This is a genomic window from Deltaproteobacteria bacterium (genome assembly GCA_016709225.1).
Classification (GTDB): domain Bacteria; phylum Myxococcota_A; class Polyangia; order Nannocystales; family Nannocystaceae; genus Xiheibacterium; species Xiheibacterium phototrophicum.
Window position 1 is genome coordinate 3,230,544 of the sequence record JADJEE010000001.1, and the last position, 13,045, is coordinate 3,243,588.

At 71.7% G+C, this 13,045-nt stretch carries 14 protein-coding genes; 9 read left to right on the top strand and 5 right to left on the bottom strand.

Features of this window, described 5'->3' with window-relative positions; genetic code table 11:
- On the bottom strand, positions 1-1,680 hold the full coding sequence (locus IPH07_13215) for a protein kinase (GenBank protein MBK6918349.1): 1,680 nt from the start codon (positions 1,678-1,680) through the stop codon (positions 1-3).
- A 242-nt stretch (positions 1,681-1,922) separates the two neighbouring features.
- A complete protein-coding gene (locus IPH07_13220; protein ID MBK6918350.1) occupies positions 1,923-3,170 on the bottom strand; it encodes a tetratricopeptide repeat protein in 1,248 nt (415 codons plus the stop codon).
- Between the two features lie 73 nt (positions 3,171-3,243).
- Between IPH07_13220 and IPH07_13225 the strand changes: the two genes are divergently transcribed.
- From IPH07_13225 to IPH07_13235, 3 genes are all read left to right on the top strand, one after another.
- A complete protein-coding gene (locus tag IPH07_13225) occupies positions 3,244-3,681 on the top strand; it encodes a hypothetical protein (GenBank protein ID MBK6918351.1) in 438 nt (145 codons plus the stop codon).
- Positions 3,682-3,760: 79 nt separating this feature from the next.
- Positions 3,761-5,233: a hypothetical protein gene (locus IPH07_13230; GenBank protein ID MBK6918352.1), complete on the top strand. Its 1,473-nt coding sequence runs from the start codon at positions 3,761-3,763 to the stop codon at positions 5,231-5,233.
- Between the two features lie 56 nt (positions 5,234-5,289).
- Positions 5,290-6,789: a proline--tRNA ligase gene (locus IPH07_13235; protein ID MBK6918353.1), complete on the top strand. Its 1,500-nt coding sequence runs from the start codon at positions 5,290-5,292 to the stop codon at positions 6,787-6,789.
- A gap of 79 nt (positions 6,790-6,868) precedes the next feature.
- Here IPH07_13235 and IPH07_13240 read toward each other — a convergent pair whose 3' ends face one another.
- Positions 6,869-7,624 (bottom strand): hypothetical protein, encoded by a 756-nt coding sequence (locus IPH07_13240; protein MBK6918354.1) that lies wholly within the window; start codon positions 7,622-7,624, stop codon positions 6,869-6,871.
- An 88-nt stretch (positions 7,625-7,712) separates the two neighbouring features.
- Here IPH07_13240 and IPH07_13245 point away from each other — a divergent pair, with 88 nt between their 5' ends.
- Positions 7,713-7,868, top strand: coding sequence for a hypothetical protein (locus IPH07_13245; GenBank protein ID MBK6918355.1), 156 nt, complete (start codon positions 7,713-7,715; stop codon positions 7,866-7,868).
- Between the two features lie 55 nt (positions 7,869-7,923).
- Entirely contained in the window at positions 7,924-8,628 is a 705-nt protein-coding gene (locus IPH07_13250) for a hypothetical protein (protein ID MBK6918356.1), read from the top strand.
- On the opposite strand, the gene IPH07_13255 is transcribed toward IPH07_13250, so the two are convergent.
- Complete coding sequence (locus IPH07_13255; protein ID MBK6918357.1) at positions 8,612-9,280, bottom strand: hypothetical protein; 669 nt, start codon at positions 9,278-9,280, stop codon at positions 8,612-8,614. The genes IPH07_13250 and IPH07_13255 overlap by 17 nt on opposite strands.
- A 47-nt stretch (positions 9,281-9,327) precedes the next feature.
- Here IPH07_13255 and greB point away from each other — a divergent pair, with 47 nt between their 5' ends.
- The 4 genes from greB (at position 9,328) to IPH07_13275 (ending at position 12,603) form a co-directional block, all read left to right on the top strand.
- Positions 9,328-9,909, top strand: a complete 582-nt coding sequence (greB, locus tag IPH07_13260; protein ID MBK6918358.1) for a transcription elongation factor GreB — start codon at positions 9,328-9,330, stop codon at positions 9,907-9,909.
- Positions 9,910-10,052: 143 nt separating this feature from the next.
- Positions 10,053-10,655 carry a hypothetical protein gene (locus IPH07_13265; protein ID MBK6918359.1) on the top strand — a complete coding sequence of 201 codons (603 nt, stop codon included), beginning with the start codon at positions 10,053-10,055 and terminating at the stop codon, positions 10,653-10,655.
- Positions 10,656-10,669: 14 nt separating this feature from the next.
- Complete coding sequence (locus tag IPH07_13270; GenBank protein MBK6918360.1) at positions 10,670-11,992, top strand: c-type cytochrome; 1,323 nt, start codon at positions 10,670-10,672, stop codon at positions 11,990-11,992.
- Entirely contained in the window at positions 11,989-12,603 is a 615-nt protein-coding gene (locus tag IPH07_13275) for a hypothetical protein (protein MBK6918361.1), read from the top strand. The genes IPH07_13270 and IPH07_13275 overlap by 4 nt, the downstream gene beginning before the upstream one ends.
- A 16-nt stretch (positions 12,604-12,619) precedes the next feature.
- On the opposite strand, the gene IPH07_13280 is transcribed toward IPH07_13275, so the two are convergent.
- Positions 12,620-12,925 (bottom strand): hypothetical protein, encoded by a 306-nt coding sequence (locus tag IPH07_13280; GenBank protein ID MBK6918362.1) that lies wholly within the window; start codon positions 12,923-12,925, stop codon positions 12,620-12,622.
- Positions 12,926-13,045: the final 120 nt, after the last annotated feature.

Below are 13,045 nucleotides of genomic sequence, written 5' to 3' on the forward strand. Positions count from 1 at the left end.
TCACATCGGTGGCATTGGACTGTCGGGATCCCACTTCGGCTGCTTCTTCGTCGGTTCGGGCGTCGAGGGCTTCTTGGGCTCGGCGGGCTTGCGATCGGACTTGCGCGGGTTCGTGCGGCCGGACCCGGGCTTGCTGGCCGGCTTGCCGGACTTGCCCTCACCGCTGTCGGCGGCGGCGTCGACCGGGCCCGAACCCTCGGCGCCTGACTTGGAGATTACTGCGGGATCCTCGTCGAGGACCAGGGCATCGCCGGCCGGCACCGCCGGGGTCGGAATCGGCGCGGGCACCAACACCACCGTCGGCGCGGCCTCGGGCTCGGCCACGACGGGTGCCGCCTCGGGCTCGACCTCGGCCCGCAGCACGATCGGCGCGGCCGCGGGCGCACCCGCGGTCGAAGCCCCCTGCGCCGCCTTGCCCCCGTCGCGCATCATCGCCAAGGTCCCACCGCCGACGACGAGCACCGCGACCGCCGCGACCGCCGCGAGCCACCCTCGGCGACGATCGCTCGCTGGCGATGCCTCGTCGAGCTCGACCCGCGTGGGCTGCTCGGCCTGCGTCAGCGAGCTGCGCGAGACCTCGGACTCGATGCGCGCGACCGCGGCGCGCGGTAGCAGCTCGCTGGGGATCTCGACACCATCGCTGCTCTCGACGACCGTCCGCTCCGCGCCGGCGTGGCTGACGGGTACGACCGGCGCCTGCCCGCTGCTGGCCGCCTCGAACCGCTCGGCCTGGACCTGCGCCGCGGTCAGCTGCATCTCCTCGGCGAAGAGCTCGCGCATGAACATGGCCATGCGCGCCGGGGACACCGGCAGCCGCGCGTCGCGGGCGAAGTCCTCGAGATCGAGCTGCAGCTCCACCGCGGTCTGGTAGCGCTGCTCGGGGTCGGCGTGGAGCGCCCGCATTACGATCGCCTCGAGCTCGACCGGATACTCGGGGCGCACGCTGGTCGGCAGCGGCACGTCGCCCTGCGCGACGCGGTTGATGATCGCGATCTCGTTGTCACCCGCGAACAACCGCGTGCCGGTGGTCAGCTCCCACAGGAGCGTTCCGATCGAGAAGATGTCGCTGCGACGATCGACCGCCTCGCCCCGGCACTGCTCCGGGGACATGTACGGGATCTTGCCCTTGAGCGTGCCCGCGATGGTGTTGCTCTGGAACGCGGCCGCCTTGGCGATGCCGAAATCGACCAGCTTCACCGCGCCGTCGTAGGTGACGAGCACGTTCGACGGCGACACGTCGCGATGCACGATGCCGAGCGGCACGCCATCGAGCCCCGCCTTGTCGTGGGCGTAGTCGAGGCCCGCGGCCACGCCGGTGATGATGTGCAGGATGTGCTCGAGCGGGATCGGCACCTCGGCCTTGCGGGCCGCCCGTACGATCCTGCGCAGGTCCTGCCCCTGGACCCACTCCATCGTGAAGAAGCAGTGCCCCGCGTCCTCGCCGATGTCGTAGACCTGCACGACGTTGGGGTGGTGGAGCGTCGCGGCCAGCCGCGCCTCGGCGAGGAACATCTTGATGAAGTCGTCGTTCTCGGCGTGCTGCGGAAGGATGCGCTTGAGCACGACCAGCTTCTCGAAGCCGTGCATCGCCGCCGCCCGAGCCAGGAAGAGCTCGGCCATGCCGCCCGTCGCGAGCCGACGCAGCAGCTGGTACTTGCCCAGCCGCGTCCCATCGGACATCACGCGCGCATCGGATGATGCTGCTCCCACCTGGGGTCTAGTGTACGGGCGCGCGAAGGATCCGATCAACGCGGATCGGCAGCGATGCGACCATCGTGTCGACGGCTGCAAAAGCGCGCATACCAGGCATTGTCGCTCCTCGATCGCCCCGATCGTCACGCGGCGATGACGAGCATGCAGCACCGCTCGCCGTCTTGGTCACCGGGCACGCGTTCGAAACGTCCGCGTCGGGGCGCGGTGTCCTAGAAGCGCGCGAGCACGCCGAGCCCGGCGTAGCCGGCCGCACCCGCACGACGCGGCACGAGGGTGGGAGCGAACACCACACGCGAGGCCGCTTCTTGCTTGGCGTGCTTGCGCCGCGGCACGCCGAAGCCCAGCAACACGGAGCCTGCGACGACACCGGCGACGCCGACACCGGCGAGTGCGATCGGCAGCGCGCGCTCGCCCGGGCCCGAGTTCCCCGCGAACGCGAGCGCGCCGAGCAGGAACACGCCACCGGTTGCGAGCGCGATCGAACCACCGATGATCATGCCGCGCCCGCTCTTGTACTGCTTCGACAACACCGGGTCGGTGCGGAGGATCTCGTTCATCGCCGCATCGCGACGCTTCTTCTCGGCGTTCTCGACCCCGACCACGACCGGCGGCGGAGCGTGCTTCTCGGCCTCCGAGATGCGCGTGTCGAGCGTCGCGATCCGCTCGCGCACCCGCTTGAATTCCTCGATGGTGCGCTCGTCGGGCTTGTAGAGCAGCTGGTAGTTGGCGAGGAAGTCCTCGAGCAGCGCCTTGGCCTTGCGCAGCCGCGTCACGTCGCGATCGATCTCGTAGGCCTTCTCTTGCGCGGTGGCGATGTTGTAGACGAGGTCGTTGCGGACCTCGAGGTTCTCGTCGGTCTCGGGCAGCAGCGCCAGCGCGCGGGTCCAGTCGGCGATCGCACCGTCGTAGTCCTTCGTGGCGTACTTCGCCTTGCCCTCGCCGTAGACCCGCTTGACCTCTTCCATGTCCGCGGCCGACGGAGCCGCGGCGGCCTTCCCCTCGGCCTTGGCAGCGGTCGGTGCCGCGGTCGCCGGTTCAGGCGCGGCGGCATGCGTCGGCAGCGATACGGCCAGCGCGAGCAGCGACGCGACGACGGGCCCGCCCCAGCGCGGTCCACCGCCGACGATGCCTCGGATCTCCGCCTCGTCCCGGGCGCGGCCTTGCGCCGTCCGGGTCGTCACCTGCTCGCGATCGCTCACCGCCGGAGGATAGCCCAACCGCCGGGATGCGGCTGCGAAGCGCGTCACAACCCGCCGCGGGCGCGCCGACGCCATCCCCGAGCCGCAGATGCGGCCGTCTCGGTCGCGAGCGACGCGGCGGCGGGAACCAAGTCGCTGCGCGCGGATCCAGCCGCGGCGCGACGACGGTGCCCGCGGCGGCCCGCGCCCCGGCGCAACGACGCGATCGGTCGCTTGGCGCAGGCTCCCTGGATCCGTAATTTTTTTTTCGGCGACCACGTGAGCGCGCGCCGCACCTCGCCCTTCGTCGCCCGCTTGACCTCGCACCGCGCTTCACCGCAAAGTGGGCGCCATGGTGCGCACGACGACGATTCTGGCTTGTGTCCTGCTCGCAACCGCGTGTGGCAAGGACGTGGAAGACCCCGGGTTCACCGCGACCGCGACCGCGACCGCGACCGCGACCGCCACGGGCAGCACGAGCGGTGACGACTCGACCTCGACGTCGGGCGCATCGATGTCCAGCACGTCGGCGAGCACGACGGCGAGTGCGACGACCGACTCGGCCGACAGCACCACCGACCCGGGCACCACCGGCCCGACCAGCGACACCATGGACCAGGGCTGCGGCGACGGCATGATCAGCCCCGGCGAGCAGTGCGACGGCACCGACCTGCAGGGCTTCAGCTGCATGAGCCTCGGCCTCAACGGCGGCACGCTCTCGTGTGACTCGGTGACCTGCACGTTCGACACTTCGATGTGCATGTCGACCAGCGGTGGCACGAGCGGCTGATCGCGCGCCCGCTCCGGCCGGCCTCCCCACGCCAGCGCGCCGCACCATCGCGCTGGCGTATTTCGTGGTTTGCCTCGCGGTGTACGCCTGGACGGCGCCGGGCCGGATCCTCTTTCCGGACGACGAGATCGCCTTCCAGACCACGCGCGCGCTGTGGCGGGACGGCGGCCTCGCCATCGAAGGGATCCCCAAGCGAACCGGCGAGCTCGAGGGCCGACCCGACGGCACGTTCGGGTGGGCGCCGGGTCGCGACGGCCGGCGTTACGGCTTCTTCGGACACGCGCTGTCGGTGGTCGCCTTGCCCGCGTACGGCGTCGGCGAGTGGCTCGCACCGCGGGCGCCCGAGACCTGGCGGCACGCGATCCGATCCGATCACTACTTCCTGCACCGGCGCTCGCCGGAGGCGGACTGGACCCGGCTCGCGGTCACGACCACGAACCTGTGGGTCACCGCGTGCACCGGCTGGTTGCTCGCACGATGGCTGCTGGCGCTGGGCTTCGCGTGGCGTGCGGCGCTCGGCGTCGCGCTGGTGCACGCGTTCGCCACCGCGGCGTGGCCCTACAGCCGCACGTTCCTGTCCGAGCCGCTGTCCGCCGCCACGCTGGTCGGCTGCGCATGGGCGATCGCCGAGCTGCACCAACGGCTCGCCGCCGGTGTGGACGAGATCGGCGAGCTACGGCGGTGGTCGATCGTCGCCGGGCTGTTCGCCGCGATCGCCGTCCACGTGCACGTACTCAACGTGGTCGCGCTGCCGTGCCTGCTGGGCTACGCCGCCGCGCCGCTGCGCGCACGCCTGCGTGAGCCGGCCGTGCGCGCGGCGCTGCTGCCAGCGTGCGCGCTCGCAGCCGCGAGCCTGGCGTTGCTGCTGTGGGGGCAGTGGTGGCGCTTCGGCGATGCGTTCGAGACCGGGCGCTACGATCACTACAGCCACTGGATCGCGCCGGGCGAAGGCATGCTCGCGACGCTGGTGGGCCCCGGGCGCAGCGTGTGGCTGTACTCGCCGCCGCTGCTGCTCGCCGCGGTGCGCTGGCGCGGGTGCCTGCGCCGGATCCCCGCGGCGGCGTGGTTCATCCTCGCGATCGCGCTCACGCGGTGGCTGGTGGTCGCGCTGCGGAGCGACTGGTGGGGGGGTTGGTCGATCGGGCCGCGCTACCTCCTGCCGGTGGTGCCGTTGTTGCTGATGCCGCTGGCGACGTGGTTCGAGCCCGGCGGCACGCGCGGCCGTACCGGCAAGGCGGTGCTCGTGGGCGTGCTGCTGCTGGCGACGCTGCTGCAGCTACACCTCGCACTGCACAGCATCTTCGAGTGGATGCTGCACCTCACCACCACCGGCTCACCGGACTTCAACTACCTGCGACGCTCGCACTGGCTGCCCGGCTCGAGCCCCATCGCGGGCTTCTTCGGCCTGCCGCTCGACACGCTCTCGCAGGGCGCGATTGCGCTGGCGCGCCACGGCCACGCCGGCCTCGCGTGGTGCTTCGCCGGCATCGCAGCCGCCGGGCTGGTGGCCGCGTGGTGGCTCGTGCGCGCGTTCCGACGCGACGTCGCGTGAGCTGGGCCCGGCCTGGCTCGACCGCCGCGGTCGGCTTTGGCATGCTCCGCGCCGTCATGAACGACAAGGCCGACAAGATCACGCCGCGCGCCGAGGACTACCCCCAGTGGTACCAGGACGTCATCCGCGAGGCCGACCTCGCCGAGTCGGCGAAGGTGGTCAAGGGCTGCATGGTGATCAAGCCATACGGCTATGCGATCTGGGAGAAGATCCAGCGCGACCTCGACGCGCGCTTCAAGGCCACCGGCCACAGCAACGCCTACTTCCCGCTGCTCGTGCCGCAGTCGTTCATGACCCGCGAGGCGCAGCACGTCGAGGGCTTCGCGCCCGAGCTCGCGGTGGTCACGCACGCCGGCGGCGAGAAGCTCGAGGAGCCCTACGTCATCCGCCCCACCAGCGAGACCATCATCGGCCACTTCTTCGGCAAGTGGATCTCGAGCCACCGCGACCTGCCGATGCTGGTCAACCAATGGGCCAACGTCATGCGCTGGGAGCTGCGCACGCGACTGTTCCTGCGCACGACCGAGTTCCTGTGGCAGGAGGGCCACACCGCGCACGCGACCCACGAGGAGGCGATGCAGGAGGTCCTCCGGATGCTCGACGTCTACGGCGACTTCGCCGAACAGATGATGGCGATGCCCGTCATCCGTGGCATCAAGACCGCCTCCGAGCGCTTCGCCGGCGCGGTCGAGACCTTCTGCATCGAGTCGTTCATGCAGGACGGCAAGGCGCTGCAGGCCGGCACCAGCCACGACCTCGGGCAGAACTTCGGCAAGGCCTTCGACGTGAAGTTCCAGTCCGAGGGCGGCGAGCTCGAGTACGTGTGGCAGACCAGCTGGGGCGTCTCCACCCGCTTGGTCGGTGGGCTCATCATGAGCCACTCCGACGACGCGGGACTGGTGCTGCCGCCGCGCATGGCACCCATCCACGCGGTCATCATCCCGATCTACAAGAATGACGACGAGCGCACTCGGGTGATGGCCGCCGCCGACCGCCTGGCGAAGGCGCTCGGCGACATCGACATCAGCGAGCCGCGGGCCCGCTACCGCGACTTCCTCGAGGTCCACATCGACGACCGCGACCTGCGTCCGGGCGCGAAGTTCTATCACTGGGAGCGCCGCGGCGTGCCGATGCGCATCGAGATCGGGCCCAAGGATCTCGACAAGGGCCAGGTGTGCGTGAAGATGCGGGTCGACGGCGCCGCTGGCACCGGCAAGCAGTTTCTCGCCGAGGCCGAGTTCCTCGCCACCGTGCGCACGCGACTCGACACCTACCAGGCCGATCTGTACGCCCAGGCGCTGCGTCGCCGCGACGAGCGATCGGTGACGCTCGACACGTGGGAGCAGTTCCTCGAGGTCTTCAAGGGCGAGGGCAGCACGTTCGCGTGGTGCCACTGGGATGGCACCGCGGCAACCGAGGCCGCGATCAAGGCCGAGACCAAGGCGACGATCCGCTGCGTGCCGCTGGCGGGTCAGGGCCCCGCGCCGCAGCCCGGCGTCTGCATCAAGAGCGGCGCACCGTCGGCGCAGCGGGTGCTGATCGCCAAGGCGTACTGATCGACGTCGCGTGGGCGGGGCGTCGACCCGACGCCTCGGCCCCGCCAGCGGCTGTGACCGCCATCGCCGCGTGCGCGCGTCAGGGCACGCGACGACGCACGAGCTCAGGCCGACTGGCGAGCGCCTTCTCGAGCTCGGCGATCTCTTCGGCCTTCAGGTAGCTCATGCTCTTGGCGCCGCCGGGGAGCACCAGCTTGACGATGGGCTGCTCGCCCTTGCCGTCGATCTCGTAGGTCTCGCAGTTCTCGACCTGCTCCATCAAGCGGGCCAGCCGCGGCGAGCTGAACTTCGGCGCCTGCACGTTGCGCTTGTAGCGGAAGACCTTCTTCGGCTTGAAGCCGGGCGTGCCCTCGGCGCGCAGCAACGACTCGTTGGCGTTGTTGATGCGCGAGCGCAGCGCGTTGTCGGCCTGGCGCAGCTCGTTGTGCTCGACGTCGCTGACGTCGCGGGTGTGGGCGGCCATCACCGACAGCTCGTTGCCCTCGCCCTTGGCGTACTCGAACTTGCGGCACACCACCTCGACCGAACGACGTCCGAACAGCGAGCCCGAGGTCAGCAGCAGCATCACCGCCACGTCGATGCGCTCGGACACGATGCGCGCCAGATCCCGCACCACCCGCTCGTCGTCGACCTGGATGCCAGCGGCGCCCTCTTCGTTGGCGACGAGCACGAACTGCACCGCGCCGTCCTCGGGCGCCGGGGTCGGCGCCTCCTTGCCTTCGAAGGTGCGCTCCCAGCCGAGATCGACCAGCGCCTTCTCCATCGCCGCCTCGAGCTTGGGCAGCTTGCAGGCGCCGCGGGTCTCGATGAGGGCCGTTGCCAGTTGGAGTGCCATCTTGGACGCGTCCGCGGCGGAGTATGGCACAGCCGCAAACCCACCGAAAACTGGCGCACGCCCCCGGCAGTTCGCCAAGCTCGGGGCCATGCAAGGCATCGTGCTGGACGAACTGCTGGGCGGGACGTGGACCGCGCCAGATGTCGACGACGAGTACCCAGACGAGGCGGTGGCCGAAATCCAGGGGCTGCTGGGCGATCTCGTCGAGGCGCTGTCGGGGGCCCCCGCGGCTGACGCGCGCTGAACGCGGTCGCGCCGGGACGCCCGAGGGGCTTGCGCCCGGCGGCGCCCGACCGCACGTGGGGTGGGTGTCGGTCGCGTTCTCCGTGCAGCGGTTCCGTGCGCACGACGGGGAGCAGTCGGCGCTCGTGGTGAACCCGGCGGAGCACCTGCGGGTCGACGCCCGCCGCCTGCCGCGGTTGCGGGCGGGCTCCGGCTTGGGGCCGATCGAGTCCGCGGTCCTCGCGGAGGCTCGACGGTTGTCGGACGTCGTGCGGGTCTGCATCTACCGCGGGCGCGATGACGAGGGCCGCGGCTCGTGGAGCTTCTGCGAGTCGACCACCGCGGCCGAGCGCAACGAGCTCGCGCGCCTGATGCTCCGCGATCAGCTCCGGGTCTACCGCGAGCTGCTGCGGCTCGGCATCGGCCTCTTCATCCACACCGAGTTCGGCAACCTCGAGGTCAGCGCCTACCGCAGCGCGATCGCACACCACATCGAGGCCAATGCGCTGGTGCTGGCCGATGCGGCTGCGGACCCGGAGGACCGCGCCCGCGCCGACGCCAATCAGTGGATCCTGCGCAACGTGACGTTCTTCTTCGGCAACCCCATGCGCTCGATCCTCGATCGCGTGTTGCCCGACAAGATTGCCCTGCTCGATCGCCGCATGCATCGCGTGCGCGAGAAGGTGCTGGCACTGCCGGCAGAGCCGCGACCCGCTGCGGCTGCCTCGTCGCACGGCGACCCGCCGTTCGAGCGACGCCGCAGCGCTAGAAGCGGCCGCTGAACGACAGCTGGGCGCCGCCGGCTTGCATGCCCGCCGACATCCGGAACCGCTCGAACATGCGGATGCGCCGGGCCTGCGCCACGCCCACCAGCGTGAACACTGCACCGCCGAGCTGCAGTACGCCGGCCGCCGCGTCGAGCCAGCGGTCGGTGGCGGAGTGCGTGCGGGGCATCGCGAGGAACGGGCCTACCAACGGCACCAGCAGTGCGCGCCCGTAGGCCTCGCGCCCCGCGTGCGGCGCGGGGCTACCCGGCGGCCGCGACTTGCGTGCGCGGTCGATCGCGACCGCACCGCCCAGCGCCGTGAAGCCATACACGAGCGTGAACATCACCGCGCCACCGACGATCATGCCCCGCGCTTCGCGGAGCGACGTCGTCGGGGCGGGCGGCGCGGCGCAACACGTCGGCGCCGTGGCAGCGACCACCACCGGCGGTGGCACGGTCGCGGCGGGCACGGTCGCCACGCTCGGTGCGGCGGTCACGGCCGCCGGTGCCGCGACCGCGGCGGCCACCGGCACCGGCGCGACGGACGGCGCCGTGGGCGTGGGCGCGGCGGCGGTGCCCTCGGCGAGGCCGGGCTCGCGGCGCGCGGACGCACGCTGGGGCAGGCCAGCGGTGACGACGAGGGCGGAGATCGACGCGACGGCGGTCATCCAGTGGTTTCGGCACATGCGGTGGGGTTCTCGCACGGGTGGTGCCCATGGGCGGGTCCGCGATCACCTGCGAGCGCGAGTTCTTGCCGATCGACCGCGCGCACTTGTGGCAAAACCAACGGTCCGTGGGCACCGCAATCCTGCCGATCTACATCACCCCCGAGGGCCACAAGAAGGTCAAGGACGAGTTCGACTGGCTGTGGAAGGTCGAGCGCCCGCGCGTGACCCACGAGGTCGAGACCGCCGCCGCCCACGGCGATCGATCCGAGAACGCGGAGTACCAGTACGGCAAACGCCGCCTGCGGGAGATCGATCGCCGCCTCAAGTTCCTCTCCGACCGGCTCGAGCGCATGAAGATCGTGCACCCCGAGTCGCAGCGCGACAACGGCACGCGGATCGGCTTCGGTGCGTGGGTCGTGCTCGAGGACGAAGATGGTGGCCGCCACACCTACCGGGTCATCGGCCCCGACGAGACCGACGCCGATCGCGGCCTCATCAGCATGGACTCGCCGATGGGTCGTGCGCTCATGGGCCGCGAGCCCGACGACGAGATCACCGTGGCGCGCCCCCGCGGCCCCGCCAACTTCGTGATCCTCGCGGTCCACTATGGCGACGGGCCGCCGCCATAGCGGAGCAGCGAGCCACGTCGCCACCGGCTCTTCGCAACCCCCGAGAATCGTTGCGCAGTGTCACTCGACGGGCGAACGGCGACGATTCGGGGAACCTTTGCACGCCATCGTGCGTCTAGTGCTTCCTGCGGAGACGACGACCCATGCGAAGCGCAGCGATGGTGGTGGTGATGGCGGGTGTGATGGGTGCGATCGCGAGCCCGGCGGGGGCCTGCCTGCGCCGGCCGCCGCCGCAGCCGAAGCTCGCCAAGCAGGTCGATACCACCCAGCGTGACGTGCTCGCGGCCGAGAAGGCCCTCACACAGGGCAAGCATGAACAGGCGGCTGCCCTGGCCCGGCGCGCGGTCCCCAACCTCGGTCAGCTGCCGCCCGCCGACGCTGCGGCGCTGGCCACCCGGGCCCAACGGACCCTCGCGATGGCGACGGTGCGCAGCGGCGGTGCGATCGAGGTGGTGGACGGCGAGCGCCCGGCCAACCTCGCCTGGGCCCAGCTGGTGCTCACGTACCAGTCGGCGCTGGCCCGCGACAACGTCGTGATCCAGCTGCAGCTCGCCGAGGCGCTCGCCGCCGACGAGTACCAGCGCGGTCGCGCCCGCACGATGCTGCGCGATCTCTCGGCGCGCGACGTGATGCCCAACGCGCAGGGCTACGCGATGCTCGCCCAGCTCGAAGGTGACCCGAGCCTGCGCGACGCGGCCCTGGGTCGCTGCCGTGACCTCGGCGGTGCCGGCGGGTGCAAGGCCTGAGGGATCGACCCGCGATGCGTCACCGCAGCGGCGCGCTCGCGATCGCGGCGCTGGGCATCGCGGCGTGGATGGCCGCGTGCGACTCGGGTGCGCCGCGCGATGCCGCAGGGCCGACGGCCGCGACCGTCGCCATGCCGGCGGAGGGTCCCAGTCCGAGCTCCACCGAGGTCGCGCCGGTCCTCGAGGCGGCGGCCGAGCCCGCCGCGGTCGCACGCGGTGCAGCGCTGTTCGTGCAGCACGAGTGCAACCGCTGCCACACCATCGAGGGCATCGCGCCGCCGACCGCCGAGTTCGACTGCGCCGGCTGCCACGTCGAGATCCTCGCGGGCCGCTACCCCGCCGCGCCTGCCGAGCTCGCCGCCTGGCAGTCGCGCATCCACTCGCTGGTCGAGGTACCGCGGCTCTCGGCGAGCACGCGGCTGCGTCGCGCGTGGATCGTGCAGTTCCTCGGCGACACCCACGACCTGCGACCCAACCTCGACGCGTCCATGCCTCGCTTCGCCTTGCCGGCTGCCGACGTCACCGCGCTCGCGGCATGGTTGGCCCCCGCAGCCGAGCAGCCCGCGCCCGCGGTCGGTGATGCCACCCGTGGCCGGAAGGTGATGGAGTCGAAGGCCTGCGGGGTCTGTCATCGCATGCAGGGTGCGCCCGCGCTGCCGGCGGGCACCCTGACGATCACGCTCGAGCCCGCGGCGCTCGCCCGCGCCCAGCAGCTCGCGCCCGACCTCGCCCACGTCCGCACGCGCATGCGTCCCGCGGCCCTGCAGGCGTGGCTGCGCGATCCCAGCGCGGTCGAGGCCGATGCGGCGATGCCGAAGATCCCGCTCGACGAGGCCGAGATCCGTGACGTGGCGGCGTATCTGCTGCAGACCCCGCTGCAGCCCACCGCGCCGACGCCGATCCCCGCGCGGCCGGCTCGGTTGGAGCGCGCGGTGAGCTACGAAGAAGTCGACGCACGCATCTTCCATCGCATCTGTCGCCACTGCCACTCGAACCCCGAGATCGTGATCGGCGACGGCGGTCCCGGCTACAGCGGCGGCTTCGGCTTCCCACGACGGGCGCTCGATCTCAACAGCCACGCCGGCGTGCTGTCGGGCAGCGTCGGCGACGACGGCCAGCGTCGATCGATCCTCGCGCCGCTGCCCGATGGTACGCCGCGCATCATCGCGCACTTGCTGGCGCGACACGCCGAGGTCGCCGGCGCGCCGGTGCCCGGCATCCGCGGCATGCCGCTGGCATTGCCACCGCTGCCCCTCGACGACATCGCCCTGCTCGATGCGTGGATCGCCCAGGGTCGACGGCCCCCCGCGGACGCGACCGAGGAGCCCCCGCCATGACGCGTGGTGTCTTCGCGACGTGTTGCGTGCTCGCGGCGCTGCACGGTGGCTGTGCCCGCGACGAGGCCCGCCCCGCCGCGACGCCGGCGAGCAACGCCCACGCGCCGAGTGAGGCCACGGCGGCCCCCGACGGCGGCTCCGCATCCGTCGCGACGACGGCGGCGCCCGACCGGCAGGCGAACCCGCAGCCAAACCCGACGACGGCGCCCGACGACGACGCCGTTCGCTTGGTCGACGTCGACACCCAGGCCGGTCCCCTCGCCGAGCAGCTCGCCGCCGCGTCCGCGCGGGCCCAGCGTGAAGGTCGGCCCATCGCCGTCGAGCTGTGGGCGGGCTGGTGTGCGCCGTGCAAGAAGCTCGATCGACTGATCGCAGGCGGTGCGCTCGACGAGGCGCTGCGCGGCAGCGTGTTGGTGCGCGTCGACGTCGACGCCTTCGACGGCGAGCTCGACGGGCTTGGCTTCGACGCACCGCAGATCCCGAGCCTCTACCGCGTGGACGCGCGTGGCCGTCCGCAGGGCAAGCCGCTGTCCGGCGGCGACTGGGGCCGACGCGCGCCCGAGGAAATCGCGACCGCGGTGCACTCGCTGCTGCGCCCGCCGTCACCGTGACGGCGCGCGCATGCGATCACTCGGGCCCCTGCTGCTCCTTGCCGCCGCAGGTGATGGGCTTGTCCCACGTGGTCCAGCAGCCGAGCACGGCGGCGCCGCACTCGGTCTCCGCGGCGCCGCGGCTGTTGCCCTTGCGCTCCTGGCCTGCGATGCACGCATCGCAGGTGTCGTACTCGGTACAGAGGTTGGCGGCCTCCTGGTCCTGGTCGTCGCCGGGCGTGCGGGTCTGCTTGCCGCTCTCGCAGGCGGCATACACCCCGAGGCCAGCGCCGAATACGGTCAGCGCGAAGACGCGCGCGAGCATGGCAGCTGAGGTCTTCATCGCCCCCAGCCTTCGACGCCGGACGCACCGTGCAAGCGGCCCCGCGTAGCGGCTAGTACCTCGACACAGCGATAGTGATGGGTCAGAACGCCGTCATGGCCGCGACTCCGCAAGGCGCCG

Excerpts from the sequence above, each read along its gene's own strand:
- IPH07_13215 (MBK6918349.1), bottom strand. The coding sequence starts at position 1,680 with ATGTCCGATGGGACGCGGCTGGGCAAGTACCAGCTGCTGCGTCGGCTC.
- IPH07_13225 (MBK6918351.1), top strand. The coding sequence starts at position 3,244 with ATGGTGCGCACGACGACGATTCTGGCTTGTGTCCTGCTCGCAACCGCG.
- IPH07_13235 (MBK6918353.1), top strand. The coding sequence starts at position 5,290 with ATGAACGACAAGGCCGACAAGATCACGCCGCGCGCCGAGGACTACCCC.
- IPH07_13240 (MBK6918354.1), bottom strand. The coding sequence starts at position 7,624 with ATGGCACTCCAACTGGCAACGGCCCTCATCGAGACCCGCGGCGCCTGC.
- IPH07_13245 (MBK6918355.1), top strand. The coding sequence starts at position 7,713 with ATGCAAGGCATCGTGCTGGACGAACTGCTGGGCGGGACGTGGACCGCG.
- IPH07_13255 (MBK6918357.1), bottom strand. The coding sequence starts at position 9,280 with ATGACCGCCGTCGCGTCGATCTCCGCCCTCGTCGTCACCGCTGGCCTG.
- greB (MBK6918358.1), top strand. The coding sequence starts at position 9,328 with ATGGGCGGGTCCGCGATCACCTGCGAGCGCGAGTTCTTGCCGATCGAC.
- IPH07_13265 (MBK6918359.1), top strand. The coding sequence starts at position 10,053 with ATGCGAAGCGCAGCGATGGTGGTGGTGATGGCGGGTGTGATGGGTGCG.
- IPH07_13270 (MBK6918360.1), top strand. The coding sequence starts at position 10,670 with ATGCGTCACCGCAGCGGCGCGCTCGCGATCGCGGCGCTGGGCATCGCG.
- IPH07_13275 (MBK6918361.1), top strand. The coding sequence starts at position 11,989 with ATGACGCGTGGTGTCTTCGCGACGTGTTGCGTGCTCGCGGCGCTGCAC.
- IPH07_13280 (MBK6918362.1), bottom strand. The coding sequence starts at position 12,925 with ATGAAGACCTCAGCTGCCATGCTCGCGCGCGTCTTCGCGCTGACCGTA.